The 26,229-nt window shown below is 61.4% G+C and carries 29 protein-coding genes, 1 other RNA gene and 1 riboswitch; of the genes, 14 read left to right on the plus strand and 16 right to left on the minus strand.

Going from position 1 to position 26,229, the window contains the following annotated elements:
• Window positions 1-140 precede the first annotated feature (140 nt).
• The 6 genes from ssrA to prfB form a co-directional block, all read right to left on the minus strand.
• Window positions 141-530, minus strand: a transfer-messenger RNA (tmRNA) gene (ssrA, locus tag HMPREF3048_RS07875).
• Between the two features lie 205 nt (window positions 531-735).
• Window positions 736-1,386, minus strand: a complete 651-nt coding sequence (locus HMPREF3048_RS07880) for an SDR family oxidoreductase (RefSeq protein ID WP_070771792.1) — start codon at window positions 1,384-1,386, stop codon at window positions 736-738.
• Window positions 1,387-1,409: 23 nt separating this feature from the next.
• Entirely contained in the window at window positions 1,410-1,907 is a 498-nt protein-coding gene (gene smpB, locus HMPREF3048_RS07885; protein WP_070452075.1) for an SsrA-binding protein SmpB, read from the minus strand.
• Between the two features lie 15 nt (window positions 1,908-1,922).
• Window positions 1,923-2,825 (minus strand): permease-like cell division protein FtsX, encoded by a 903-nt coding sequence (gene ftsX, locus HMPREF3048_RS07890; RefSeq protein WP_070771793.1) that lies wholly within the window; start codon window positions 2,823-2,825, stop codon window positions 1,923-1,925.
• A 2-nt stretch (window positions 2,826-2,827) separates the two neighbouring features.
• Window positions 2,828-3,520, minus strand: coding sequence for a cell division ATP-binding protein FtsE (gene ftsE, locus HMPREF3048_RS07895; RefSeq protein WP_070422548.1), 693 nt, complete (start codon window positions 3,518-3,520; stop codon window positions 2,828-2,830).
• Window positions 3,521-3,537: 17 nt separating this feature from the next.
• Window positions 3,538-4,647: a peptide chain release factor 2 gene (prfB, locus tag HMPREF3048_RS07900; RefSeq protein ID WP_070422547.1), complete on the minus strand. Its 1,110-nt coding sequence runs from the start codon at window positions 4,645-4,647 to the stop codon at window positions 3,538-3,540.
• Window positions 4,648-4,704: 57 nt separating this feature from the next.
• A riboswitch (TPP riboswitch) is annotated at window positions 4,705-4,816 on the plus strand.
• On the opposite strand from prfB, the gene thiC reads away from it, so the two are divergent.
• On the plus strand, window positions 4,814-6,643 hold the full coding sequence (gene thiC, locus HMPREF3048_RS07905) for a phosphomethylpyrimidine synthase ThiC (RefSeq protein ID WP_070771802.1): 1,830 nt from the start codon (window positions 4,814-4,816) through the stop codon (window positions 6,641-6,643). (Overlaps the previous riboswitch by 3 nt.)
• Before the next feature lie 7 nt (window positions 6,644-6,650).
• Window positions 6,651-7,445, plus strand: a complete 795-nt coding sequence (locus HMPREF3048_RS07910; protein WP_246818875.1) for an inositol monophosphatase family protein — start codon at window positions 6,651-6,653, stop codon at window positions 7,443-7,445.
• A gap of 40 nt (window positions 7,446-7,485) precedes the next feature.
• On the opposite strand, the gene HMPREF3048_RS07915 is transcribed toward HMPREF3048_RS07910, so the two are convergent.
• Complete coding sequence (locus HMPREF3048_RS07915) at window positions 7,486-8,361, minus strand: chymotrypsin family serine protease (RefSeq protein ID WP_246818876.1); 876 nt, start codon at window positions 8,359-8,361, stop codon at window positions 7,486-7,488.
• A 132-nt stretch (window positions 8,362-8,493) separates the two neighbouring features.
• On the opposite strand from HMPREF3048_RS07915, the gene HMPREF3048_RS07920 reads away from it, so the two are divergent.
• Genes HMPREF3048_RS07920 through HMPREF3048_RS07930 form a run of 3 tightly spaced genes read left to right on the plus strand, consistent with a single transcriptional unit; the run spans window position 8,494 to window position 11,460 of the window.
• Window positions 8,494-9,708 (plus strand): amidohydrolase, encoded by a 1,215-nt coding sequence (locus HMPREF3048_RS07920; RefSeq protein WP_070771794.1) that lies wholly within the window; start codon window positions 8,494-8,496, stop codon window positions 9,706-9,708.
• Between the two features lie 35 nt (window positions 9,709-9,743).
• The gene (locus HMPREF3048_RS07925; RefSeq protein ID WP_083316831.1) at window positions 9,744-11,039 is read left to right on the plus strand and encodes a DUF418 domain-containing protein; all 1,296 of its coding nucleotides are present in this window, start codon (window positions 9,744-9,746) and stop codon (window positions 11,037-11,039) included.
• Window positions 11,014-11,460 carry a GNAT family N-acetyltransferase gene (locus HMPREF3048_RS07930; protein WP_070771795.1) on the plus strand — a complete coding sequence of 149 codons (447 nt, stop codon included), beginning with the start codon at window positions 11,014-11,016 and terminating at the stop codon, window positions 11,458-11,460. Before HMPREF3048_RS07925 ends, HMPREF3048_RS07930 begins: the two co-directional genes overlap by 26 nt.
• Before the next feature lie 8 nt (window positions 11,461-11,468).
• On the opposite strand, the gene HMPREF3048_RS07935 is transcribed toward HMPREF3048_RS07930, so the two are convergent.
• Together HMPREF3048_RS07935 and HMPREF3048_RS07940 are read right to left on the minus strand one after the other, a co-directional pair.
• The gene (locus tag HMPREF3048_RS07935; RefSeq protein WP_070771796.1) at window positions 11,469-13,205 is read right to left on the minus strand and encodes a BCCT family transporter; all 1,737 of its coding nucleotides are present in this window, start codon (window positions 13,203-13,205) and stop codon (window positions 11,469-11,471) included.
• A gap of 42 nt (window positions 13,206-13,247) precedes the next feature.
• Complete coding sequence (locus HMPREF3048_RS07940; protein ID WP_070422543.1) at window positions 13,248-13,415, minus strand: glycerol dehydrogenase; 168 nt, start codon at window positions 13,413-13,415, stop codon at window positions 13,248-13,250.
• Window positions 13,416-13,487: 72 nt separating this feature from the next.
• Here HMPREF3048_RS07940 and HMPREF3048_RS07945 point away from each other — a divergent pair, with 72 nt between their 5' ends.
• The 8 genes from HMPREF3048_RS07945 to HMPREF3048_RS07980 all read left to right on the plus strand — a co-directional run bounded on the left by HMPREF3048_RS07945 (window position 13,488) and on the right by HMPREF3048_RS07980 (window position 19,302).
• Window positions 13,488-14,423: a cation diffusion facilitator family transporter gene (locus tag HMPREF3048_RS07945; RefSeq protein ID WP_070771797.1), complete on the plus strand. Its 936-nt coding sequence runs from the start codon at window positions 13,488-13,490 to the stop codon at window positions 14,421-14,423.
• Between the two features lie 34 nt (window positions 14,424-14,457).
• Window positions 14,458-15,129 (plus strand): thiamine phosphate synthase, encoded by a 672-nt coding sequence (locus tag HMPREF3048_RS07950; protein ID WP_070771806.1) that lies wholly within the window; start codon window positions 14,458-14,460, stop codon window positions 15,127-15,129.
• A 5-nt stretch (window positions 15,130-15,134) separates the two neighbouring features.
• Window positions 15,135-16,196 carry a glycine oxidase ThiO gene (gene thiO, locus HMPREF3048_RS07955; protein WP_070771798.1) on the plus strand — a complete coding sequence of 354 codons (1,062 nt, stop codon included), beginning with the start codon at window positions 15,135-15,137 and terminating at the stop codon, window positions 16,194-16,196.
• Window positions 16,187-16,381: a sulfur carrier protein ThiS gene (gene thiS, locus HMPREF3048_RS07960; protein WP_070771799.1), complete on the plus strand. Its 195-nt coding sequence runs from the start codon at window positions 16,187-16,189 to the stop codon at window positions 16,379-16,381. Before thiO ends, thiS begins: the two co-directional genes overlap by 10 nt.
• Before the next feature lie 2 nt (window positions 16,382-16,383).
• Entirely contained in the window at window positions 16,384-17,166 is a 783-nt protein-coding gene (locus tag HMPREF3048_RS07965) for a thiazole synthase (RefSeq protein WP_070771800.1), read from the plus strand.
• Window positions 17,167-18,267 (plus strand): ThiF family adenylyltransferase, encoded by a 1,101-nt coding sequence (locus HMPREF3048_RS07970; protein WP_256380738.1) that lies wholly within the window; start codon window positions 17,167-17,169, stop codon window positions 18,265-18,267. It abuts the gene before it with no gap.
• A 17-nt stretch (window positions 18,268-18,284) separates the two neighbouring features.
• Complete coding sequence (locus HMPREF3048_RS07975) at window positions 18,285-18,734, plus strand: hypothetical protein (protein ID WP_070422538.1); 450 nt, start codon at window positions 18,285-18,287, stop codon at window positions 18,732-18,734.
• A 97-nt stretch (window positions 18,735-18,831) separates the two neighbouring features.
• Window positions 18,832-19,302, plus strand: coding sequence for a hypothetical protein (locus HMPREF3048_RS07980; RefSeq protein ID WP_070452108.1), 471 nt, complete (start codon window positions 18,832-18,834; stop codon window positions 19,300-19,302).
• A gap of 20 nt (window positions 19,303-19,322) precedes the next feature.
• On the opposite strand, the gene HMPREF3048_RS07985 is transcribed toward HMPREF3048_RS07980, so the two are convergent.
• The 7 genes from HMPREF3048_RS07985 to HMPREF3048_RS12645 all read right to left on the minus strand — a co-directional run bounded on the left by HMPREF3048_RS07985 (window position 19,323) and on the right by HMPREF3048_RS12645 (window position 25,580).
• Window positions 19,323-19,838 (minus strand): cytosine permease, encoded by a 516-nt coding sequence (locus HMPREF3048_RS07985; RefSeq protein WP_141743335.1) that lies wholly within the window; start codon window positions 19,836-19,838, stop codon window positions 19,323-19,325.
• Window positions 19,839-20,118: 280 nt separating this feature from the next.
• A complete protein-coding gene (locus HMPREF3048_RS07990) occupies window positions 20,119-20,700 on the minus strand; it encodes an NADPH-dependent FMN reductase (RefSeq protein WP_022862715.1) in 582 nt (193 codons plus the stop codon).
• 40 nt (window positions 20,701-20,740) lie between these two features.
• Window positions 20,741-21,013, minus strand: coding sequence for a hypothetical protein (locus HMPREF3048_RS12105; RefSeq protein ID WP_133065267.1), 273 nt, complete (start codon window positions 21,011-21,013; stop codon window positions 20,741-20,743).
• Entirely contained in the window at window positions 20,994-22,019 is a 1,026-nt protein-coding gene (gene nrdF, locus HMPREF3048_RS07995; RefSeq protein ID WP_034666259.1) for a class 1b ribonucleoside-diphosphate reductase subunit beta, read from the minus strand. The genes HMPREF3048_RS12105 and nrdF overlap by 20 nt, the downstream gene beginning before the upstream one ends.
• A gap of 51 nt (window positions 22,020-22,070) precedes the next feature.
• Entirely contained in the window at window positions 22,071-24,266 is a 2,196-nt protein-coding gene (gene nrdE / locus HMPREF3048_RS08000; protein ID WP_052205721.1) for a class 1b ribonucleoside-diphosphate reductase subunit alpha, read from the minus strand.
• Window positions 24,267-24,333: 67 nt separating this feature from the next.
• Window positions 24,334-24,783 (minus strand): class Ib ribonucleoside-diphosphate reductase assembly flavoprotein NrdI, encoded by a 450-nt coding sequence (nrdI, locus tag HMPREF3048_RS08005; RefSeq protein WP_052093126.1) that lies wholly within the window; start codon window positions 24,781-24,783, stop codon window positions 24,334-24,336.
• Between the two features lie 116 nt (window positions 24,784-24,899).
• The gene (locus HMPREF3048_RS12645; protein ID WP_070771801.1) at window positions 24,900-25,580 is read right to left on the minus strand and encodes a metal-dependent transcriptional regulator; all 681 of its coding nucleotides are present in this window, start codon (window positions 25,578-25,580) and stop codon (window positions 24,900-24,902) included.
• Between the two features lie 174 nt (window positions 25,581-25,754).
• Here HMPREF3048_RS12645 and HMPREF3048_RS08015 point away from each other — a divergent pair.
• A partial coding sequence (locus HMPREF3048_RS08015; protein ID WP_210398427.1) for a transposase occupies window positions 25,755-26,229 on the plus strand: 475 nt, incomplete at its 3' end.

Here is a 26,229-nt window from a genome sequence, read left to right on the forward strand (position 1 = left end):
GCCGATAGCAGACACACATTTTGTCGCTTAACCCACCCCCGCGACACGCCGATAGCAGACACACTTTTTGAGCCTTAACCCCAAATCCCCGACAAATAAGAAGAAACCCCCAGGCCCGTGGGGGTCTGGGGGTTTGCACTCGGTGGAGCCGCCGGGAATTGAACCCGGGTCCTTCACCACCGCACCAGGGCTTCTCCGTGCGCAGTTCGCACAGAATCTCTGCTCGGCCCTCCGGATCAGGCGAACATGTCCGGATGACGGGCCCAGTCAGTGAAAAGTGTCCCTCCCAAGGCCCCACTGACAGGGCCGGAAGGCAAGTCCCCTAAGTCGACGCCAGGTACCGGGTCGGGGACATCCCCGGCCTGACGGACACGCAGGTCGCTGGACCTTTCTAATTAGGCCGCGAGGGCGTAGTCACGCTGAGAGTTCTTCTCTGCGTTTATTAGTTACAGCGACGCTTTCGGTGGTCTCCTGCCTGCACCGGCACGCTTCCCCTGGCTAAGTGATGAAGTCGAAACCAAATCGACCCCTTCAACTACGAAGAAACGTAGGAGAAGAGACGTTACCCGACGCGGCGCACAAGCACAAGGGGCCGAGCGCACCGGAGCCCAAGGGGCCGAGCGCACCGGAGCCCAAGGAGCCGAGCTCGCCGGAGCACAAGGGGCTGGGCGCGCCGGAGCCTGAGCAACGCCCGCAAGCCCGCCCCAGCCGGCAAGCCCTGCCCCAGCCGGCAACCTACCCCGTGAACGCTGGGCGGACGCGGAGGAATTCGATGACGGCGTCGGGGCCGGCGTCGACAGCAAGGCGGGCTGCCTTGGCTACTTCGGTGGCGGCCATCTTGGGCAGGCCGTCGTCGCCGGAGAGCATGTCGGTGTCGGTGCGGCCCGGGTGCAGCGAGGTCACGCGGACCTTGCCGGCTTCCTCCTGGGCGAGTGAATCGGTGAAGCCGCGCAGCGCGAACTTGGAGGCGCAGTAGGCGGAGTTGTTAGCGATGCCGTGGTAGCCGGCGCCGGAGTTGATGGTGATGATCAGGCCGTTGGATCGTCGTAAAGCAGGAAGCAGCGCGCGGGTAAGCGTCACGGGCGCGTGCAGGTTGACTTCCATCATGTTGCGCCAGGATGCGTCCGTGAGCTCCGAAAGAGAGCCGTTTTCCATCACGCCGGCGGCCAGCACGAGGACGTCGAGGTCCTCGATCTTGGAGGCCGCCTCCAAGATGGCTTCGGTGTCGGTGAGATCCACCTCGAACGGCTCCGCGCTGGGAAGCGCCGAAACAATATCGGACGCGTCCTGTGACGCACCCGCGTAAATGTGGTGGTCCTTGTTAAGTTCTTCAGCGATCGCGCGACCGATGCCGCGGGACGCTCCAGTAATCAGTGCCTTTTTCATAGGCCCCCACCGTACTGAAAACGCTACGCCTTGATGCCCTTCAACTTGCGGCCCAGCTCACGGGTGATTTCGCGGTCCTCGGTGCGTCGCTTGATGGCGCGGCGCTTGTCGTAGTCCTGCTTACCCTGGCCGAGGCCCAACTCGACCTTGGCGCGGCCGTCTTTGAGGTAGAGCGACAGCGGGATCAGGGTGCGGTTGCCGTCGCGGACTTTGCCTTCCAGCGAGTCGATCTCGCGGCGGTGCAGCAGCAGTTTGCGGGTGCGGCGCGGCGGGTGGTTGGTCCAGTGCCCCTTGGAGTATTCGGGGATGTGCATGTTGCGCAGCCAGACTTCGCCATTGTCGATGGTGGCAAACGCCTCCACCAGCGACACCTTGCCTTCGCGCAGCGCCTTGATCTCGGTGCCTTGCAGGACGATGCCGCATTCCCAGGTGTCCAAGATGGTGTAGTCATGGCGAGCTTTCCGGTTGGTCGCTAGGACGCCGGTGTTGGAAAGCTTCTGCTTTTTGTTCTTCTTGGACATAGGCGATCGAGTGTACTACTTCCGCACGTAGGAGCGAAGCGCCACCTGTGCTGCAAGGCCGCCGAGCACCATGGCGACGAGCCCGGTCAGTGGCATGACGGCCCACACTGCGGAGTCTGGGACGCGGGCGATGAGTTGGGATGCGTAGAGGTCGCCGAGCAGCGGGTCCACTAGGAACTGCTTGCCGGCCCACACGCCGAAGGTGGCCAGCACCGCGCCGAGCAGTACGGAGATCACGGCCTCGAGCACGAACGGGGCCTGGGTGTACCAGCGCGAGGCGCCGACCATGCGCATGATGCCGATCTGTTCGCGGCGGTTGAACGCAGCCAACTGCACCATGTTCGCGATCAGGAACACGGCAGCCAGAGCCTGTGCTGCGGCGATGACGAAGGCGGCGTTGCGGAAGGTGTTCAGGGTTCCGGCGGCGGAGCGCACGGTGTCGGCCTGGTCGGAAATGACGGTGACCTGCGGCATCTCACGAATCGCGTCGAGCGGCGCGGTGTCGGTCGGGTCCTCCAGGCGCACGTGCAGCGCGGCCGGCAACGCATCCGGGGTGGTTTCGCGTACGAGTTCTGGCTCGGCATCCTGGAACAGTTCCACGAACCGTTCGTAGGACTGCTCACGGGAGCGGAAGGTGACTTGCTCGACGCGGTCGTCGCCCTGCAGTGTGTCGCGCACCTGCTTACAAGCGTCGGTGGAGCAGTCCTTGTCGCCCGCGGAGATCTCCTCGTCCAACTCCACCATCACTTCGACGCGGTCGAGGTAGAGCTTCTTCGTATCGGCGGTGGCCTGCGAGATCAAAATGCCGGTGCCGACGAGCGCGAGCGACAGCGCCGTGGTGATCACCAGTGCGATAGTCATGGTCAGGTTGCGGCCGAGGCCTTTGAAGCCTTCGCGGAAGATGAAATTCCAATTCATGGTTACTTCCTCACATCCCCGTAGACGCCGTTTTGTTCGTCGCGTACGACCTTGCCTAACTGCAGTTCGATGACACGTTTGCGCATGTCATCCACCGCACGCGCGTTGTGCGTGGACATGATCACGGTGGTGCCCATGCGGTTAATGCGCGCCAGCAAGGCCATGATTTCGTCGGCGGTGCCTGGGTCGAGGTTGCCCGTGGGCTCGTCGCAAAGCATGAGCTTTGGCTTATCGACGAACGCACGCGCAATCGCAACACGCTGCTGCTCACCACCTGACAACTCGCGCGGCATACGATTCGCCTTCGCGCCGAGGCCGACAAGTTCGAGCGCCTCCGGCACGAGTTTGGCAATGCGGTCCTTCGGCTTGCCGATCACCTCGAGCGCGAACGCCACGTTGTCGTAGACGTTGAGGTTGGGCAGCAGGCGAAAGTCCTGGAACACGTAGCCGATGGACTGGCGCAGTGTGTTGATCTGCTTGCCGGACAGTGCGTTGACGTGGAAGTCGCCGAAGTAGATGTCGCCGGAGGTGACGTTTTCCTCGCGGATCATCAACTGCAAGAACGACGATTTGCCGGAGCCGGACGCGCCGATCAGGAAGACGAACTCGCCGTCTGGGATCTCCAGGGTGACGTCGTTGAGCGCGGGGCGCGTGGACGTCGGATACGTCTTGGTCACATGGTCGAATCGGATCACGCGACACACCTTACCCGTTACTGGTGTGACTCTTGTTGCTGCTGTGCCATACGCCAGCGGATGCCGGCCTCCAGGAAGCCGTCGATGTCACCGTCGAGCACCTTCTGCGGGTCGCCCACCTCGTAGTCGGTGCGCAGGTCCTTCACCATCTGATACGGGTGCAGAACATAGGAGCGCATCTGGTTGCCCCAGCTGGCGTTACCACCCGCGCCGAGGGCGTCCATCTCCGCCTTTTCCTCCTGGCGCTTCTTCTCCAGAAGCTTGGACTGCAGCACGTTGAGCGCCGAGGCCTTGTTCTGAATCTGGGACTTCTCGTTCTGGCAGGTCACCACGATGCCGGTCGGAATGTGGGTGATGCGCACCGCGGAGTCGGTGGTGTTCACGCTCTGCCCGCCCGGGCCGGAGGAACGGTAGACGTCCACGCGGATGTCCGAATCCGGGATGTCGATGTGGTCGGTGTGCTCCACGACGGGCAGCACCTCCACCTCTGCGAACGAAGTCTGGCGACGACCCTGGTTATCAAACGGAGAGATACGCACCAGGCGGTGCGCGCCCTGCTCCACCGACAACTGGCCATAGAGGTAATCGCCGTGCACAACAAACGTGGCGGACTTAATGCCGGCCTCCTCGGCGTAGGAGATGTCGTACACATCCACCTTGTGGCCAGCCTTTTCCGCCCAACGCACGTACATACGCATGAGCATCTCCGCCCAGTCCGCCGCGTCCACGCCACCGGCGCCAGAGCGGATGTTGACCACGGCCTCGCGCTCGTCGTATTCGCCGGAGAGCATGGTCTGCACCTCAAGCGAATCGATTTGCGCTGCCACGTCCGCCAACTCGTCGTCGGCCATCGAGGGGTCGCCTTCTTCTTCGGCGAGTTCGTACATGACCGGCAGATCGTCGATACGCGAGCGCAACGACGTGACCTTCTTCAACCGCGACTGCACATTGGAAAGCTCAGTGGTCACCTGCTGTGCGTGCGCCGGATCGTCCCACAGAGACGGGTCGCCGGCTTGGGCCTCGAGTTCGCGGGCGCGCTCGCGGAGCACGTCGAGGTCCATCACCTTCTCGATAGTGGAAAGTGTGGACGAAAGATCCTTAATCCGCGCTTGAGTCTCGGGCTGCATAACCGGGAAGTCTAGCGAACTGCCTGACGCAGCCACCACGACGGGATAGAGTGTGCTGCGACCCCACACGGGCGCCCGAGGCATCGGGCTGAGATCGCGCTACGCCTGCGCGAGCACCGTTCGAACCTGTCTGGTTAGCACCAGCGAAGGAAGTAAGGAGAAGGTCGTGCCTGAAACGCATGCCGATATTTATGCCCAGGAAATCCACCCCAAGCACGCATACGCGCCGATTCTGAAGGACGGGCTGGAGGTTCCGGAAACCGCGATCCACCTGGACGACTCCCCTACCGGCCCCAACGAGCCGTTCAAGATCTACCGCACCCGCGGCCCCTGGGCCGAGCCGGAAGTTGGCCTGCCCAACCTGCGCGGCGAGTGGATCACCGCCCGCGGCGACGTGGAGGAATACGTCGGCCGCGAGCGCAATTTGCTTGACGACGGCCGCGCTGCCGTCCGCCGCGGCTCCGCCAGCGAAGAGTGGCGTGGCGCCTCCCGCAAACCGTTGCGTGCCAAGCCGGGCAAGCGTGTCACCCAGATGGCCTACGCCCGGCGCGGCGAGATCACCCGCGAGATGGAATTCGTGGCGCTGCGTGAACACTGCGACGTGGAGAAGGTCCGCGCGGAGGTTGCCGCCGGGCGCGCGATCATCCCGAACAACGTCAACCATCCGGAAAGCGAGCCGATGATCATCGGCAACGCGTTTCTGACCAAGATCAACGCCAACATCGGTAACTCCGCCGTGACCTCCTCCATCCGCGAAGAGGTGGAGAAGCTGCGCTGGGCCACCCGCTGGGGTGCCGACACCGTCATGGACTTATCCACCGGCAACGACATCCACGCCACCCGCGAGTGGATCCTGCGCAACTCCCCCGTGCCCATCGGCACTGTGCCCATCTACCAGGCGCTAGAGAAGGTTGACGGCATCGCCGAGGACCTGACCTGGGAGATCTTCCGCGACACCGTCATCGAGCAGTGCGAGCAGGGCGTGGACTACATGACCGTCCACGCCGGCGTACGCCTCCCCTTCGTGCCGCTGACCTCCAAGCGTGTGACCGGCATCGTCTCTCGCGGCGGTTCGATCATGGCTGGCTGGTGCCTCGCCCACCACAAGGAATCCTTCCTGTACGAAAACTTCGACGAGCTCTGCGAGATCTTCTCCCAGTACGACGTCGCATTCTCGCTTGGCGACGGCCTGCGCCCCGGCTCCGTCGCCGACGCCAACGACGCCGCCCAATTCGCCGAGCTCAAAACCATCGGCGAGCTGTGCAAGCGCGCCTGGGACTATGACGTCCAGGTCATGATCGAGGGCCCCGGCCACGTTCCCCTGAACATGATCCAGGTAAACAACGAGAAGGAGCAGGAGTGGTGTGGCGGCGCGCCGTTTTACACCCTCGGCCCCCTGGTCACCGACATCGCCCCTGGCTACGACCACATCACCTCTGCCATCGGCGCCGCCAACATCGCCGCCGGCGGCACCGCCATGCTCTGCTACGTCACCCCGAAGGAACACCTGGGACTTCCCAACCGCGACGACGTGAAAACTGGCGTGATCACCTACAAACTCGCCGCCCACGCCGCCGACGTAGCCAAGGGTCACCCCGGCGCGCGCGACTGGGACGACGCCATGAGCAAGGCACGCTTCGAGTTCCGCTGGCACGACCAGTTCGCCCTCTCCCTCGACCCCGACACCGCGCAGGCCTACCACGACGAAACCCTGCCCGCCGAGCCCGCGAAGACCGCCCACTTCTGCTCCATGTGCGGACCAAAGTTCTGCTCGATGCGCATCAGCCAGGACATTCGCGACGAGTTCGCCGACCAAATCGCAGACCTCGGCATGCCGTCATTCGACTTCTCGGGCGGTGCTGGCGGCGCTGGCGGTGCTGGCGGTGCAGGCCCCGACGCCAAGGCCGGCGAGCGCGAGATGGCTCAGGAGTTCCGCGACTTAGGCTCCAACGTCTACCTCCCCGAGACCCGCGAGGGTGCGCCGACTGCGCCATAATGGCGGCGTGACTGAAGCATTTATCAACGCACACCGTTCCTCCTCCGACGCCGAACTGGCCGCCGCGCTTGTCCAACACGCCGGCGGCCTTGCCCTTCGCATGCGCGCCGAGGGCCTGGGCACGGAGTTCAAAACCTCCGTGTCTGACGTGGTCACGGAGGCGGATCGTGCCGCGGAGCGTTTCGTCGCCAGCGCGCTCGAGGCGCTTCGCCCCAACGACGGCGTCATCGGCGAGGAGGGCGCCAACCGCCCCTCCCGCACCGGCCGTACTTGGGTGATCGACCCCGTCGACGGCACCTACAACTTCTCGCAAGGCTCCGACTACTTCTGTTCGGCGCTCGCTCTTATCGACGACTCCCCGTCCCCCACCCCAACCATCTCCGCCATCCACCGCCCTGCACTGGACACCACCTGGGTCGCCGCCGACGGTGTGGCCACCCGCAACGGCGTTGCCCTGCCCGACCTCGAGGACGCCCCGCTCGCCGAAAGCGCCCTGGTGACCTACCTCCACCCCACCTTTATGTCGGATGATGCCGTTCGCGAGCCCTGGCTGCGCGTGGTTTCAGGCGCCGCCACGATCCGCATGCTCGGCGCCGGCTCCGTCGACCTCGCCAATATCGCCGCAGGTCAGATGGGTGCGTGGATGCAGCACTCCGTCCCCGACTGGGACTGGCTGCCCGGCAAGGCGCTCGTCGAGGCCGTCGGCGGCAGCTGCGTCAAGGTCGACGCCGGCGGCGTGACCTGGTGCGTCGCGGGTAACCCCCGCGTGGTCGACGAGATCGCCGCCCGCCTCCGCGGCTAGCGGTCTTTCCCGGCGGACCCGCGCCCCGAGCCCACGAGATCTACGGGAGGCGGAACCCGCCATTCACGGACGGCAGGACCGAGTCCAGGCGCGCCGAGGCGGTCGGCGCGTGGATCGGGCCCTGCAGCGGGCTGTGGCACGCGATGTCGAATGGTGCGCGCCAGGTGCCGCCGTTGACCATGGCGATGACGCGGTCGCCGACCATGAGTGGGGCGCCGGAGTCGCCTTGCATGGCGCAGACGTGGTTGACGTTGTGGGTGTCCCAGTCGGTGAAGGTGGGTGCGCAGGTGTAGCCGGAGGCGACGCCTTTCTTGCACACGGTGCCGCCGGGGCGGACGGGGGCGCCGCCGACGTGGTTGGCGGTGATGCCGTCGTAGGTGCGGGTGACTTCGGTGTTTTTGTCCAGGGTGATCACGGCGAAGTCTTTTTGTTTGTCTACCTGCGTGATTGTGCCCGTGGTGCCGAGTTGGGGTGCGTCGGCGGATTTGACCTTGTCTCCGACGTTGCCGCAGTGGCCGGCGGTGAGGGCGACTTTTTGGCCGCGGTCGTTGTAGCCGGCGACGGTGGTGGTGCACATGAATTCGGAGCCGGGGGTGTTGCCGACGTAGAGCGGGGTGCCGGGTCCGTAGAGGGCGTTGCCGCGTGCGCGGGCTTGGTCGGCTTCGGCGGGGACGCGGGGGGCGTCGTGGAAGGATCCGGGGACGCGGTGGAGGACGCGGTCGGCGCCGGGTTTGCCGGCGAGGGCTTTGGAGATGATGTCGGTGCGCCAGATGTAGTTGGGGTCGGCGGTGTCGACGGGCGCTGCGTTTTGTGCCATCGCGGGCGCGGCGTCTGCGCTAAGAGCAGGCGTGACGACGAGCGCGAGGGCGGAGACGGCGGCAGCGACAATGGTGCGGGCCGATGGGAGGCGGCGCATACTTATCCCCTATCAGTGTTTCGAAGGCGCGTGAAGACAACTTTTGCCACAGTAATCACTTGGGCAACATTGGCACCATTCAACCATACGAAGACCCACCCGGGGGTGCTTTAGGGCACGTAAGGTAGGCGCATGGCTGACTTACCGAAACTCACTGGACGCCTCGCTGGTTTCGAGGACACGATCGACAAGACACGCGACAAGCGCGAAGACCTTTACAAGTGGTTCCACCAGAACCCGGAGTTGTCGATGCAGGAGTTTGCTACCTCGCAACGCATTGAGGAGGTACTCACCGCGATCGGTTACACCGTCACCGCGGTGGGCAAGACGGGCAAGGTCGGCGTGCTGGAAAACGGCGAGGGTCCGGTGGTGTGCTTCCGCGCGGATTTCGACGCGCTTCCGATCAGTGAGGCGACCGGCCTGGAGTACTCGGCGGACCCGGCGCTGAACCGGATGCATGCGTGCGGCCACGACATGCACACGACTGCTCTGCTGGGCGCGGCGGAGGCGTTGGCGCAGCACAAGGACCTGTGGTCGGGCACGTTTATCGCGCTGTTCCAGCCGGGTGAGGAAACCGGCGCGGGCGCGGTGGATATGGCGCAAGCGGGTTTGGCGGAGAAGATCGTGAAGCCGGATGTGGTGTTGGGCCAGCACGTGGGTCCGTGGATCGACGATTATGGCGTCGGCGCACTGTCCGGCCCGGTGTTTTCCACGTGCGTGCAGACCAAGATCACGATTTTCGGCCGCGGCTCGCACGGCTCGATGCCGCAGCATGGCATCGACCCGGTGGTGCTTGCGGCGAAGGTGATCATGAGCCTGCAGACGATCATCTCGCGAAACATCGATCCGCAGGAGATGGGCGTGGTCACGGTCGGCGCGGTCCACGGCGGCGATTCGCCGAACACGATCCCGGATTCGGTGGAGCTCAAGGTGTCCACGCGCGCGTTTACGCAGGAAATTTCGGACAAGCTTAACGACGACATCAAGCACATCGTCCAAGGAGAATGCGCCATTGCGAGCTGCGACCGGGAGCCCACCTTCGAGGTCATTGGTGGCGCGCCGGTGTTTAGTAACCACGAGGAACCCACGGAGAAGGTCATGGAGGTGTTCCGTGAACAGTTCGGTAAGCGCGCGGGCAACTTTGGCAGGTTGTCGGGCTCGGAGGACTTCCCCACCATCGCGGAGGCCTGGGGCGTGCCGTACTTCTACTGGGCCGTAGGCAGCAAGAAGGAGATGGAAGGCGCCCCAGCAAACCACTCCCCGCTGTTCGCGCCGGATTTGGATCCGGTGTTGGATCATTCGACGCGCACCATTTTGGCGGCGGTGTCGCCGTGGCTAATGCCGTAGCGCACGTGTCGGGCTAGCCGTGTAGGTTGAGCCGCATGAATTCGCATGCGGCACCGCACCCGAACCAGCAACCCGCGCAACCTCAGCAACCCGCGCAGCCCGCTCACCCAGCGCAAACCCAAAAGCAGCGCCTGATCGTGCCTGACCTGGCGCGCGGCACCGCACTGCTTGGCATCGCGATGGCCAATGTGGCGCAGACGTGGATCACCAATGATTGGTCGGAGGATCAGTCGCGTGCGGGCTGGTCGGTCGGTGGCGTGCGCCCGGACAGCATCGTCGACCAGGTCAGTGCCGTGTTCGCCGCGATGTTTATCCACGTGCGTGGCCTGCCGATGTTCTCCACTCTGTTGGGGTTCGGCTTCGGGCTGGTGGCGGCCAGTCTCTACCGCAAGCACTATCCGTTGAAGGATGCGCGGCGGGTGTTGGTTCGTCGATACGCAGTGCTCGCATTGTTTGGCCTGGCGCACATGCTTGGCCTGTTTTATGGCGACATCATGCTCACGTATGGCCTGGTGGGCATCTTGTTGGCGTGGGGGTTGTCGTGGTCGACGAAGACGTTGCGCATTGTGGCGTATTCGATTCTGGGCCTGTTCACCACGTTCGGGGTGTTAGGTGGCGTCTCGGCGTTTTTCTTCAATTCTTCGGAGGCGATCATACAGCCGGATCCGACGATCACGTTTGATACGCCAGCGGCATATTTCTCCTCAAACCTGCAGATGGCGTTGGGCATGTTGGCCATGCAGCCTGTTGCGGCGTTGCAGTTGTGGGCGCTGGCGATTATTGGGTTTGTGTGGGCGCGGGAGCGGGTGCTTATCGACGTCACCACGCACCGCAAAACCCTTATCACCTGGACCGTTATCGCTGCGGTGATCATCGTCGGCATTGGCTTGCCGTGGGGCCTGGCGGCCGCGGGTGTGCTGCCGGCACAGTGGGAGCTGCCGCTGTTCATCCTGAACCAGGCGCTGGGTTACTTCACGGGCCCGGGCATCCTGGCGGCACTTGCGTTGGCCACGCACCGGCTGAACAACGACGTGCCGGGGTGGGCGCGGGCGTTCGTGGCGTTGGGTAAGCGTTCCATGTCGGGGTATCTGGCGCAGTCGGTGCTGTTCATCTTGCTGTGCACCCCGGCGTTTCTGGGTATCGGTCTGGACACCACGGTGACCGGCAAGCTAGGCATTGGCCTGCTGGTGTGGGCGATCACGCTGGCGCTCGCGGTGCTGCTGGAGCGCGCCGGCAAGCAGGGTCCGTTTGAGTGGGCGCACCGCCACCTCTCGTATGGCAAGACAGGAAGGATTGAGCCGAAGAATGATCAGGTTTCTATCGCTGGATGAGATGACGCCGCGTCAGGTCCACCAGTTGTACAAGTTGCGGGTGGATACGTTTGTAGCGGAGCAGCAGTGCCCGTACGCGGAGATCGATGATCAGGACGCCAACCCTGAGACGAAGCACATCCTCGCACTGCTTGACGACGACACCCTTGCCGGCTGCGCCCGCGTCTTCCCCACTGAGACGGGATCGCGCTTTGGGCGCTTCGTGGTCCATCCCGACCACCGCGGCTCAGGCCTCGGCCCGGAGATCGTGCGCGCCGGTATCGAATACACCGAGCGTTTCCCCGGGGACCTGGTCATCGAGGCGCAGGCCGGCCTTGTCGGCTACTACGAGCAGTTCGGGCTCGTGGCCGAGGGTGAGGAATTCCTGGACACCGGAGTTCCCCACCGCAAGATGCGAATCAAGCGCTTGGCCTGGCGCTAGTTCAAGCGCTAGTCCTGGCGGCGTTCGTCGACAATAGTGTCGCGGTCGCCGCGCTCGAGTTTGAAGCCTTCGGGGAACTTCCAGGAGTCGTCCTCGGCGTCGTATTCGAGTTCGGGGCGCTCCACCTCGTTGCCTTGCGCGTCGTAGCCCGGCGCGGGTTTGTTTTCGCCTTCTTCGAGTTTCTCGGCGGTGTCGGTCTTCTCCCAGGTGCGGGAGCGGGTCTTGCGGGCGGCGGCGGAGTCGTCGCTCATGGCCTTGATCAGGGAGTACATCATGACGAAGTACATGAAGAAGAACGGCAGGGCGATGATGATCACGACTTGTTGGAGGGCGTTGATGCCGGAGTCGTTGATAAACAGCAACGCGCCGGTGACCAGGCCGACGGCGACCACCCAGCCGACGCGGTAGTAGGTGGGTGATTTGTTTTCCTCGCCGGAGGCGAACATGTCCATCACCAGGGCGGCGGAGTCCATGGATGTGACGAAGTAGAACACGATCACGATCAGGGCGACGGTGCCGGTGATGGTGTACAGGGGGTAGTCCGCAAGGAGGGTGAACAGTGCCTGTGGGGTGTCGCCGTCTTCCACCACGGGTTTGGTCAGCACGCCCGGGTTGTGTTCTTCCATGTCGATGGCTGCGCGGCCGAAGATAGAGAACCAGATCAGGTCGAACGCGGTGGGCAGCAGCAGGGTGCCGCCGATGAACTCGCGGACGGTGCGGCCGCGGGAGATGCGGGCGAAGAACATACCCACGAATGGCGACCAGCAGATGGTCCATGCCCAGTAGAAGGCGGTCCAGGTGGCGTGCCAGCCGGGGTTGTCGTTGTAGGAGTCGACCCAGAACATCAGCTCGGGCAGGGATTGGGCGTAGATGCCGAAGGATTCGGTGATCTGGCCGAGCAGTTTCAGGGTGGGGCCGGTGAGCAGCACGAAGAGCATCAGGGCGATGGTGCCGGCGATATTCAGGTTGGACAGGATCTTCACGCCCTTGTCCAGGCCGGTTGCCACGGAGATGGAGGCGGCGATGGTGATGCCGCAGATGATCGCGATCTGCACCGGGGTGACCAGGGGCACGTCCCAGAGGATGTTCATGCCGGCGGAAATCTGCAGTACACCCAGGCCGACGGAGACGGCGAGGCCGAAGACGGTGCCGATGATGCCCAGGGCGTCGAGAAGTTTGCCGGGCGCTTCGTACACGCGGCGGCCGAGCAGTGGCGCGAACATGGAGGACATTCGCGCGGGCATTTTGCGCTTATAGACGAAGTACCCCACCGCCAGACCAGGCAACGTGAAAATGACCCACATGTGGATGCCGAAGTGGTAGTAGGTGAACTCGAACGCCTGGATGATGGCGTCGCGGCTCATGGATTCGTAGCCGCCACGTGGCGGGTTGAAGGCGTGGTTCAGCGGTTCGGCAGCACCCCAGAACAGCAGCGTTGCGCCCATACCGGCGGCAAAGAGCATGCCGAACCAGACGGGGTATGAGTATTCGGGTTCATCGTCGTCGTCGCCAAGCCGCAGGTTGCCGTAGCGGGAGACGAACACGCAGATCAAAAAGACCAGCGTGGCGGAGATACCGCCGACGTAGAGCCACGTGAAGTGGTCCATCAGCCAGCCAGAGACGGCGGCGTAGGACTCGCGGGCGGTATCGCCGAACGCGATGGTGCCCGCAACGAAGATGAGGATGAACCCCAAGGCGGAGAAGAAAACCAAGGGGTCTGACTGGAGACGGCGTGTGCGCGCCATAAGGGGTGTTCCTAACTGGTGGGAAACAACAACGCGCCCGGGTTAACGCCCGGGCTTGATCAGTGCACCGGCGGCAGAGGAGGTCACAGCGGACCCGATAAGTACTCCGACGGTGTAAAGGATGCCGGTGACGCCGAGCATTTGCAGCAGCCAGCCGAAGAACAGCGCGCCCACGACGGCACCTGCGATTGCGACGACCCAACGGCCCATGGTGTGTTCCTTTCAATGAGACAGCATTGACGTGGACAACCAGCCTACGTAAGTGCTACGATTCGTCCCGCTATGAATACCCAAGAACCCGCCCCTACCAGGGCAGCTGTTGATGAACAAAAACTTTTAGAGCGCTTCATGTGGCTCTCCATCGGCGCTACCATTGTCACGATTGTGCTGAAGGCAATCGCGGCGTGGGTGACGGGTTCTGTGGGTTTCTTATCGGACGCGTTGGAGTCCGGGATCAACCTCGTCGCAGCCGCCGTGGGCCTGTGGGCGCTGAAGCTTTCAGCCAAGCCGGCGGACGACAACCACAACTTCGGCCACTCCCGCGCCGAGTACTTCTCCGCCCAGGTGGAGGGCACACTCATCCTGATCGCCTCTATAGTGATCATTTATACGGCGGTGGATCGCCTGATCAACCCGGTACCGGTGCAGCAGCTCGGCATCGGCCTGGCGTTCTCTATCGTGGCCACGCTGTTGAACCTCGGCGTGGGTGTCGCGCTCATCCGCGCGGGTAAGAAGTACCGCTCCACCACTCTGAACGCGGACGGGCACCACTTGATCACGGACGTGTGGACCACGGTGGGCGTCATCGTGGGCATGGCGCTGGTGTGGCTGACCGGCTGGCAGCCGCTCGACCCGATTGTGGCGCTACTAGTTGGCCTGAACATCCTGTTCACCGGCTACACGTTGCTCAAGGGTGCGATCCTGGGGCTGCTGTCGCACACGCTGCCCGAGGATGAGCAGAAGGTTGTCCATAACTTTCTGGATGCCTATGCCAAGGACAACGGCGTGACGTTCACGTCGGTGCGTACGGCGGAGGCTGGCCGCGACCGCTTGGTCAACCTGGTTATGCAGGTGCCAGGCTCCTGGACGGTGGATCACTCCCACGATCACGCGGATGCGGTGGAGGAAGGTATCGCCGCAGCGCTTGGTGGCGCGGAGACGATCGTGCACATCGAGCCGCTGGGCCATCCGACGCGTACCGGCCCGCTGCAGATCTAATCCGCATAGGGTGATGTGCATGGATTCGCAGCTTATGGGCAAACCCGAACTCGATTTACGCTGTTATTTTGTCACCGGCCAGGGTGACGACATTGTGGAGCGCGCCCGCGCCGCCGCGGCTGGCGGTGCCGGGGTGGTGCAGGTGCGCTCGAAGCCGATTAGTGCGCGCGACCTGTACGACCTTGCCCGCGAGGTGGCCGAGGCCGTCCACGAGGTGAACCCGAAGACGCAGGTGCTTATCGACGACCGCGTCGACGTCGCCCTAGCACTACGCGACCACGGCATCGCCGGCGTGCACGTGGGCCAGGACGACCTGGACGTGAAGGTAGCGCGCGACCTGCTCGGCCCGGACGCGATCATCGGCCTGACCACGGGCACGATGGAGCTGGTTCAGGCCGCGAACGCGTACAAAGACGTGATCGATTACATCGGCTGCGGGCCTTTCCGCGACACACCGACGAAGGACTCGGGCCGGCCTCCCCTAGGCTTCGGCGGCTACCCGCCCCTGGTGGAGGCTGCCCAGGTGCCGCTGGTGGCCATCGGGGACGTGACGGTGGACGACGCGTACCACCTGGCGCTTGCCGGCGTGGACGGGTTGGCCATTGTTCGCGGCATCATGCACGCCGATAATTCCCAGGACTATTGCGAGCGCGTGGTCGCGGAGTTTGAAAGGGGCCAAACGGACCGGGCAAAAGCGCTACCCTGATCGCTGTGAATATCTCGGTTGTCGGTGCTGGCATCATCGGTCTGTCCACTGCGCTTACGTTGGCGGATCGCGGCCATGCGGTCACGGTGTACGACCCGGCACCGGTGTCGGGGGCGTCGCATTATGCGGGTGGGATGCTCGCTCCTACCGCTGAAGTCGTCTATAAGCAAGACCCGCTCTTTCCGCTGATGGCGGCGTCTGCGGCGCTCTACCCGGATCTGATCAAGCTCACCGCGAAGTACTCGGATTTGCCCACGGGCTATCGCACGGAGGGCACGCTGGTGGTCGCGCGCGATGTTGCGGACAAGACGCACCTGGCGGAACTGAGCGAGTATCAGGAAAAGCACGGCATGGCGGTGGAGAAGGTCACCACTCGGCAGGCGCGCGGTCTTGAGCCGGCGCTCTCCCCTGCCATTAACGGTGCGGTGCGGATTGCAGGTGATCACCAGGTGCAGCCGCGCTTGTTTACCAAGGCGCTCCTGGATGCCTGCGCGAATGCCGGGGTGACATTCAAGTACGAGCGCGTGGATAGTACGGACGAGCTGGACGGGGATCAGGTTGTCGTCGCTAATGGTCTGGGTGCTCGTGACCTTGTGCCGTTTCTGGATCTGCGCCCGGTGTACGGCGACGTGCTGCACGTGCGTGTGCCGGACCACCAGTATCCGCTGCTGAACCATGTGGTGCGCGGGTTTGTGGAGGACCGTCCGATCTACCTCATTCCGCGCGAGGACCACACGCTGACTATCGGCGCGACCACACGCGAGGACGGCCGCGACCAGCCGCAGGTGCAGGGCGTTCACCAGCTGCTGCGGGATGCGATTGAGGTGGTGCCGGCGGTTGAGGAGTGCGATTTCCTCGAGGCCGGCGCCGGTGCGCGCCCGGGCACGCCGGATGATTTGCCGTATATCGGTCGTATTAACGAGCGCACCGTGGTCTCCACCGGTTACTTCCGGCATGGGATTTTGCTGGCGGCGTTGGGGGCTCGGTGTGGTGCTGGGGTCGTCGAAAAGCAAGCACCATTCATAAACTTATCCGCATGCGACCCGAGGAGGCACGAATGCAACTAACGCTCAACGGTGAAAGGACCACCACCGAAGCCACGACTGTGCAAGAGTTGGTGGCGGAGGTCGGCGCGCCTGAGGCCGGCACCGCCGTGGCGGTCAACGGGGAGGTCGTGCCGCGTTCGCAGTGGGGGCGGGCGCTTATCGACGACGCAGAGGTGGACATCCTCACCGCCGTCCAAGGAGGTTAAACGTGCTTGAAATTGCTGGCCAGCGGTTTGATTCCCACCTGATCATGGGCACAGGCGGGGCGAGTTCTTTTGACATGCTGGAAAAAGTGCTCGTGGCATCCGGAACGGAGATGACCACGGTGGCGATGCGCCGCCACTCCGCGACCACCGGTGCGGGTGAGAGCGTGTTTGATCTGCTCAAGCGCCTGAATATTCGTCCGCTGCCGAACACCGCGGGCTGCCGCACGGCGCGCGACGCGGTGATTACGGCGAAACTTGCGCGTGAGGCGCTGGGCACCAACTGGGTGAAGCTGGAGGTCATCGCGGACGACCGAACGCTGCTGCCCGATGTGGTGGAGACCGTCGACGCCTGCGAGATGCTCGTGGACGAGGGCTTTACGGTGCTGGCGTACACCTCCGACGACCCGGTGGCCGCGAAGCGCCTCGAGGACCTGGGGGCTGCGGCGGTGATGCCGTTGGGCTCGCCGATCGGCACTGGCTTGGGCATTTTGAACCCGCACAACATTGAGTTGATCTGCTCGCGCGCACAGGTGCCGGTGCTTATCGACGCCGGCCTGGGCACCGCATCCGACGCCTCCCTTGCCATGGAACTCGGGTGTTCGGGCGTGCTGCTCGCCAGCGCGGTGAACCGTTGCCAGGACCCGGTGGCCATGGCGCACGCGATGCGCCACGCGGTGGAGGCCGGCCGGCTCGCCCGCGGCGCGGGGCGCATCCCGAAACGGGAGCACGCGGTGGCGTCGTCCACCTTCGACGGTTTAGCCAGCTGGGCTGACGAGGTGCTGTAGGTGCTCCCCCACGACGAACTCAAGCGCACCGCGCGCCAGATGAACCTGCCCGGCTTCGGCCCCAAGCAGCAAGAACGCCTGCACAACGCGCACGTGCTGGTCATCGGCGCCGGTGGCCTCGGCTGTCCGGTCATGCAGACGCTGGCTGCCACGGGCGTGGGCAACATTACGGTGTGGGATGACGACCACGTGGACATCACCAACATCCACCGCCAGATCCTCTTCGGCGCCCAGGACGTGGGCCGCAGCAAGGTGGAGGTGGCCGCCGAGCGCCTGCAAGCCCTGCAGCCGGGTATTACCGTCACCCCGGTCAAGGATCGCCTGACCGCCGACAACTTCATCGAGGCCCTTGACGGCATCGACTTACTTATCGACGGCTCAGATACCTTTGCCACCAAATTCCTCGCCGCCGACGCCGCCGAAATCACCGGCACGCCGCTGCTGTGGGGTTCGGTGCTGCGCTACCGCGGCGACATCGCTCTGTGGCACTCCGGCCCCGGCGCGCCAGAGGGTGGCGTGGGCATGCGGGACCTCTACCCCACCCAGCCGGATGCGGATTCCGTGCCGGATTGTGCCACCGCGGGTGTGCTCGGCGTGACCACCTCCGTGGTGGGTGGGCTGATGTCCACCGAGGCCGTGAAGTTCCTCGCGGGCATCGGTGAGGTGGAGATCGGCCGGCTGCACATGTACGACGCGCTGACCACCACCATCCGCCGCTTCACCGTCCCCCGCGACCCGGCGCGCCCACTGACCACGCGGTTGAGCACCTACACCGACGCCTGCACCGTGAGCACCGAGGGGCGATTGCTTTTCGACGACATCACTACCCGCAAAGCTCACGCCCTGGACATCCGTGAACCCCACGAGCGGGCGATTGCGGACCTGCCGGTCAACTCCACTCACCTGCCGCTGAGCGAGATCGAGCACGACCCCGAGGCGGTTTCTCGCACACTGTCGCAGTACGCCGAGGGCGACGAGGTGGTGGTCTATTGCGCGGGTGGGGTGCGTTCTGAAAAATTTGTGAAAACCTATGCGGAACAGGCGAAACAGCATGGGATTGTGCTGAAATCGCTGCCAGGAGGCGTGCAACGCTGGGGATAGCCTGGAATACTTCTGTTATGCAGATCACACGTACAGCCCCAGTAACCGTCGCTGCCGTCGCGATCCTTACCGCCACCGCAGCCCTCGCCCCCTCCGCCGCCGCACAAAACAACGTCGGTACCTACTCCAACCAGAACGGCAACGTGCGTTGCGAGTCCTACCAAGTCGGCGGCGAAACCAAAACCATTTGCGTCTCCGACACCGCCCGCAAAACCCAGCCGGAGTGCAACCCTCCAGAGCAGCTCATCCCCGCAGTGTCCATCAGCCGAGGCTTTACCGGCACCCACTGCTGGAACCAAGGCTTTGTGGGCCAGCCGAAGAAGCTCAACCCGCTGCAGGTGCAGCGCTTCGGCTCCGCGTTCATTGTCCCGGGCTTTACCGGTGAGCTCTACGTCTTCGACACCGCCAACATCGCGCTCGTGCGCGCAGGTTCCACGAACTCCGTGATCTGGAAGTTGCAGCGCTAACCACAAACCACACATCCGTTCGAGAATCCGCCTCCCGGTGTCGGAGGCGGATTTATAATGTCTCCTTGTCCGAACACAACCGAATAAGGAGGCGTTGTTGGGCGAACTGCTCAAAGCCGCAGTGGGGTGCATTGAAGCCCCGTCCCTATTTCCCCGAGAACTGAAAATTTTGATGCAGGTGGCGTTGCTTGCAGACGACACCACTGGCCCCACCCTCACCCCCACCGGCACCGTCCGCCAAGCAACAGCGGGCCGGGTGGAAAACTTCGGTGGGCCCCGCATGACCAACTGGCTGAAGCGCGACATCATCGATGCGACACTGCCCACCTTCACCGGCACGGGTTGGCTCCAGGAGGTCCCCGGCCCCGAAAACGACGGTGCTTACCAACTCAACCTGACACGGTTGAAGCGGCTTCTCGACGAGGCGGAGGCGCACCTTGCCACCGGCGAGCACGACCAGGAAGCGCTCGAGCAGGCGGATCGGGAACTGCCCGGCGACTTCGACACCGCGCCGGAAGATTTGGCCGAGCAGGTGGATCGGATCTTGGTCAGCAACCCGGCGCGGTAGGACGCCGCAGGGCGCGACTCCTAGGCCGCAGTCCCCTCCTGACGGCGGATGCGGCCCCGGCGCCCAAACCACGCCGCCACGAAGGAGAGTACGAGTGCGACGAGCACACCGAGGTTCGCGTCCGCCCAGTGCTCCCCAACCAGTGGCAGGAAGTATCCCTGCCAGTTGTTCCAGGAAGCTTCCTCCGCAAACATGTTGGCCACAAGACCCCAACCGATCACCGAGGACACGGCAAGGATCCCGATCGAGGTCCAGTCCACGGCGCCGTAGCGACCTGCCGAATCGTACAACGCCGGCTCGTCGTAATCCTTAGTGCGGGCGAAGATGTCCGCAACGAGAATGCCCGCCCAGCTAGCCAGCGGCACGCCGAGGGTGATCAGGAACGACTGGAACGGCCCAAGGAAGCTCTGGGAGACGAAGACGACCCAGATGGTGCCGATGGTCAAAATGACGCCGTCGATAGCTGCAGCCGCCGGACGCGAGATCTTAATCCCAAGGGTGAGCAGCGTCAGGCCCGAAGAGTAGATGCCCAGCACCCCCCGACGGCGGCAAGCCGTAGATGGGGGTCTCCCCTGCCCTGTATGGCCCTGTAGCGGCCTAACAGGATGTCGCCAGGGTCAGTGTCCAGCGACAGCGCTAAAACCGCTCTAATTCAGCGAAAATCGAAGAATTAGAGCGGTGTTTTTTGAAGCGTCCTGGGTTCAGATTCAGGTAACTCAAGGATGAGTGTGAATCCGGGGTTTGTGTCTTTGAGAAGGCCCTTTAGAAGCCTTCAAGTACTTCGTAGAGGGCGGTGGCTAGGGTTAGTCGCCGTCGCTAGCTGTGCTTGGCTGTTAATGTCATGTCGACCAACTGCAGGAAGCGTATAACGTAGTCTTTGACAAAGCCTGCGGTGCCTTCATTGAGATGGCCGGAGTCTTCGAAGAGGGTGGGGGATTGGCCAAGGAATACCTCGGGCTGACCAGGAAGCGGCATATCGAAGTAGGACAGGGCGAGCCGGAGGTTCTTCTGTGAACTGTAGCCGCCCATGCGGCCTACAGAGTGACTGATGATACCTGCGGGAAGGTTCTTCCAAGCCACATCCGAGTTGGGCTTGGAACCGATGTCCACTGCATTCTTGAGACAGGCAGGGATAGTACGGTTATTTTCCGGGGTAACAAAGAGGACGCCGCTCGAGTTCTTGATGGTGTCGCGGAAAGTGGTGTACTCAGCTGGAATGGGCTTGTCCGTGACCGAGGGGTCATCGTAGTCGAAGTCATAGAGCGGCAAGTCACGGATTTCAACGATGTCTGCCTGGTAGTTTTCAGGAATCATTGTGAGCACTTCGTGTGCAATCTTGCGCGCAAATGAGCCGCGGCGCAGGCTGCCGACGATAACACTAATGCGTGGGGTGGTCATAGGAAGTCCTTTCTTCTTAGTTGGGCGTAGGTACGTGCGATCAAGGGAGAAAAGGCTTGCAGCCAAAGGCAGGCGGTGGCCCGGCGGCGTGGGCGGCAGTAAGAAAGTTATCCACTTTGTCTTCTTCATGGCGGAAGTACAGTTCGATGAGTCCTAACAGTCCCCCGAGGACGGCCTCCCGTGCGGCGGACGTATCCAAAAGCCGCATGGCTGCTGGTTGGTTTCCTTCGCGGATGGCTTCAAACAGCGCGATGGTCTCAAGCCAGCTTCCTTGGTCTGGTCGTGGAAACGGTTTAGAAATCCCAGTCATCATCACTCGTTTCTTCAGCGGTGCCAATGACATAGGAGGAACCGGAGCCGGAGAAGAAGTCATGGTTTTCATCTGCTCCAGGTGCTAGGGCAGCGAGGATTTCCGGGTTCACTTCCGTTTCTTCAGGTGGGAAGTAGTCCGGGTAGCCCAAATTCATGAGCGCCTTATTGGCGTTATAGCGAACGAATACAGCTACATCATCCATGAGCCCCAACGGCTCATATAGCTCGCCGGAATAATCCAGCTCTAGGGCATAAAGCTCTTCGAGCAAGGAAATAGTGAAATCATGCATCTCCTGTTGCCGTTGTGGAGCAGACGTTTCCAGTCCGCGCTGGTACTTGTAGCCTGAGTAGTAACCGTGCACTGCCTTGTCACGCAGAATGAGGCGAATCATGTCTGCCGTATTTGTCAGGGTGGCGTGGACGGAAAAATGCAGGGGAAGATAGAAACCCGCGTAGAGAAGCAGCGAGGAAAGCAGCGTCGATGACACTTTGCGCTTGAGTGGATCGGGTCCAAAATAATGAGTGAGCACTTTTTTGGCGCGTGCCTGGAGAAGGTCATTATTCACCGCCCAGCGGTATGCCTCATCAATTTCTTTCGTACTGCTCAAAGTAGAAAACACTGAAGAGTAAGAACGGGCATGGACTGATTGCATGAAGGCGATGTTGGTATACACGGCCTCCTCGTGCTCGGTGCGGGCATCTTGGATCTGACAGATTTCGCCCACAGTGGCCTGGACGGTGTCCAGGGTGGTGAGTCCCGTGAACACCCGCATGGTGAGGTTGCGTTCCTCCGGTGTCATCCTCTGCCACGCCGGGAGATCGTTTGAAAGTGGAACCTTTTCTGGCAACCAAAAGTTGGCGGTGAGGCGGTTCCACACTTCAAGATCCTTCTCATCGCTCACCCGATTCCAATTGATGGCGCGGATGCGGGCTGAAGGGTCATGCCGGTAACTTGGCGGCGTAACTGAGATGCTGGTTAGCTCAGCAGTGTTTGATGTTGAAGACATAGCTTCTTTCTTTCTTGATGGATGGTTGTGAATGAAGGAAGGACCGTGTTCCTACAGAGCACAGGAAACGCAGCCTTCGACCTCGGTTCCCTGGAGTGCAGGTTGGCGTAAACGGATGTAGTACAAGGTCTTGATTCCGGCTTTCCAGGCATAGATTTGTGCCTTGTTGATGTCCCGCGTAGTGGTGTCAGCGGTGAAGAACAAAGTCAGGGAAAGCCCTTGGTCCACGTGTTGGGTGGCCATAGCGTAGGTGTCGATGATTTTTTTGTACCCCACGGTGTAGGAGTCATCGAAATACTCCAAGTTGTCGTTGGTCATTTCCGGTGCGGGGTAGTACACGCGCCCCAAGCGGCCTTCCTTGCGTATTTCAATCTTGGAGGCAATCGGGTGTATGGACGCGGTGGAGTCATTGATGTAGGAAATTGATCCAGTGGGTGGAACTGCCTGCAAGTAGGCGTTGTAGATGCCGTCTTGCATCACTTGGTTCTTGAGCCGTAGCCAATCCTCGCGTTGAGGAATCTGCACGCCAGCCTCATGGAATAGCTGTTTTACGTGGTCAGTGGCCGGCGCCCAGTCTTGGTCGATGTACTTGTCGAAGTAGACGCCAGTGGCATAGGTGGATTCTTCAAAGCCAGTGAATCGTTGACCTTTCTCAACCGCTAGCGCATGGGATGCACGGAGCGCATGATAGGTCACGGTCAGGAAATAGATATTTGTAAAGTCCAGTGCTTCGGCGCAGCCATAAGGAATACGCTTGGAAGCCAGGAAACCGTGGAGATTCATTTGGCCCAACCCGATGGCATGCATGGATGCATTACCGTGAGCGATGGAAGGAACAGCTTCGATATTTGTTAGGTCTGAGACCTTCGTGAGAGCGCGCACCGCGGTTTCAACAGTTTCCCCAAAGTCCGGTGATTCAAAAGCTTTAGCGATGTTGAGCGACCCTAGATTGCAGGAAATGTCCTGGCCAACGGTGGTGTAGTTACCTGAGGCGCCGTAGGTGGATGGCGTGTTGACCTGGAGGATCTCACTACACAGATTGGACATATTGATATGTCCTTTGAGGGGATTAGCGCGGTTGACCGTATCCTCAAAGAGTATGTAGGGGTATCCAGATTCAAACTGAAGCTCAGCCAGCGTGGTGAAAAACTCGCGGGCCTTGATAGTCGTATGAGAAATTCGCGGATTGGAAACCAGCTCGTCGTAATACTCGGTGATAGACATGTCAGACATGGCTACGCCGTACTCGCGAGCGATGTCATACGGGCTAAAAAGATGCATATCCTTGTTCTCTTTGGCCAGCTGGAAGGTTATATCTGGAATAACAACTCCCAGCGAAAGAGTCTTAATGCGGACTTTCTCATCGGCATTTTCCCGCTTGGTATCCAGGAAACGAAGAATATCTGGATGGTGCGCATGTAGGTAGACGGCTCCAGCGCCCTGTCGAGCGCCCAATTGGTTGGCATAGCTGAAGCTATCTTCCAGAATTTTCATGACTGGGACTACGCCGGAAGCTTGGTTCTCAATCTTTTTGATTGGGGCTCCGGATTCGCGCAGATTGCTCAGTAACAAGGCCACACCACCGCCGCGTTTTGAAAGCTGCAGTGCAGAGTTCACGCTGCGGCCAATGCTTTCCAAATTGTCTTCGATGCGAAGGAGGAAGCAGGAGACCATTTCGCCACGCTGGGCTTTTCCTGCGTTGAGAAAAGTAGGGGTGGCGGGCTGGAAGCGTCCGGTCATGATGTCATCCACCAGCTTCTCCGCAAGCTCTTCATCGCCCTGTGCAAGGTACAAAGCTGTGGTGGCGACGCGTTCTTCGTAGCCTTCCAGAAATCGCGAGCCATCAAAGGTTTTCAGTGCGTATGAAGTAAAGAACTTAAATGCGCCGAGGAAAGTGCGGAACTGATGCTTGGCTCGGTGGGCTCTGTCGTACATAGTGCACAGAAAATCGTCATCATAAAGCTCAAGGAATTCCCGCTCGTAGTATTCGTTATCAACCAACCACTCCAAGCGCTGCTTGGTGGATTCAAACTGATGCATGCGGGGAGTGACATGGTGCGCTAAAAAGTCTTGTGTTGCCTCAATGTCCTTGTCGAACTGGATTCTTCCCGAATCGTCGAATAGGTTCAGCTGCGCGTTGAGTGCATGGTAGCTCTTGCGCTTACCGACACCGCCGGCATCGTCTGCTGAAGCGGTGCGGGGCGTAGGGCCAATGGGCTGTGTGGGGGTGGCCTTAAGTGGCGGCATTGTGGTTTCCAATCTGTGTGTTGCGGATGTGGTCTTCATTTTGTGGGAAATCAATGGGGTGTAATTGTTAGTTGCTTTGCTGCTCCCAAAACTTGTGAAGGCCCTGCTTTACAGCGGCAACGTCCTTCTGCGTGCCGAGTAGCTCGAAGTGATACAGCTCTGGAACGTGGCACTTAGCGGAAATGATGCGGCCGGCGACGCAGTAAGCGCTTCCGAAGTTGGTATTGCCTGAGGTAATCACGCCCCGGATAAAGGAACGGTTGATTGGGTCATTGAGGAAGTCGATGACCTGTTTGGGGACTGCGCGTTTGAGCGAGCCACCGCCGTAGGTTGGAACGATGAGTACGTACGGGTGTGAAACCTGGATCATTCCGGTTTTCTTGGGCCGCAGTGGAATGCGCACTGCGGGTCTATCTAAGCGTTCGACGAATCTTTTTGTGTTTTCAGAAACGCTAGAAAAGTACACCAAATCTGGTGAGTCTGACATGACAATCCTGCTCATCCTGGCCTTAGCCATAAGTGGGATAGGTGATGATCGAAAAGATTAACTACGTACTACCGTAGTTGCAAACTACGCCGCACCGTAGTTTTTAAAAGGGCAGGTAGGGACAGGATTAATGAGAAAGGGAAAGACTACAGGCTGTGGTGTGCTACAAACACTGCGTCCGTAGCTGGGCGCCCAAGTACTACCCACTGAGTACTGTCGGCTACCTGTACTTCGAGCGATTCTGAAAAGGGCGTTCCTTCGCGCGTGGCAAGAACAGCCCCAATGACGATGCCTTGCTCTTTGAGGAAGGCCAGCAGTTGTGGGTCGGAATCAGAAATGCGTTCCACGGTCACCTGCGGTTGTGCGCCGCTGTCGGTGAGACGGTGCGCACTGGGGATAGTGACCTGTCCATCAACCGTAGGGATAGGGTCGCCGTGTGGATCCCTAGTGGGGTAATTGAGGAACTTATCCACGCGCTCTATGAGCATGTCAGACACCGCGTGTTCAAGATTTTCGGCTTCATCATGGACCTCGTCCCACGTATAATCCAATGCTTGAACCAAAAAAGACTCAAGCAATCGGTGGCGGCGCACCATGACCAATGCGTACTGCCTGCCAAGTTCGGTTAACTCCACAGAGCCATAGGGCGTGTGTGACACGAGCCCTTGCTTCGACATTTTGCGCACTGCATCGGAGACCGAGGAGAGCTTGAGTCCCAGCTGTTTCGCTATAAGTGTGGCGGTAACGGGCTCGGATGACCATTCCTTTAGCCCCCAGATAGCTTTCAAATAGTTCTGGGTACTGGTGGACAGCTCAGAAACAGACATGAGTAAATGCTAACCCAGCTTCCGTATGCGCCTTAGGCGCTGTGCCCCAACGCTCAGGTTGCGTCCCTTAGTGTGGTGTAACGCTTGCTGATGGTGGGCCCTTGAAAATAGTGGGCGGCCACCGTCAGTAACCTTTCGACTCAACTACCACATCTCACCGAAAGGAACATGACGATGACCGCTGCACCGCATTCTATCGACCCGACAACCTATCTGGATGATCTGCTGGCCCAAGCGTCGCCGGATCTGATGCGGCAGATGCTGCAAGGGTTTATCAACCAAATCCTCTCCGCCCAGGCCGACACCGTGTGCGGCGCTGAGTACGGTGTTGCCTCCACCACACGGGTCAACCACCGCAACGGGTACCGCCACCGCGACCTCGACACCCGTGTCGGCACAATCGATGTAGCAGTGCCGAAGCTGCGCCACGGCGCGTTCTTCCCAGACTGGCTGCTCGAGCGCCGCTCACGAGCGGAACGAGCCTTATCGACCGTGATCGCCACGTGCTACCTCAAAGGGGTCTCCACCCGCAGGATGAATGATCTGGTGGCAACCCTTGGCATTTCCAACATGTCGAAATCCCAAGTCTCACGCATGTCGGAAGAACTCGACGAAATGGTCGCAGACTTCAGAAATCGCCCCCTGGACC

Source organism: Corynebacterium sp. HMSC075D04 (assembly GCF_001815635.1).
Taxonomy (GTDB): domain Bacteria; phylum Actinomycetota; class Actinomycetes; order Mycobacteriales; family Mycobacteriaceae; genus Corynebacterium; species Corynebacterium coyleae.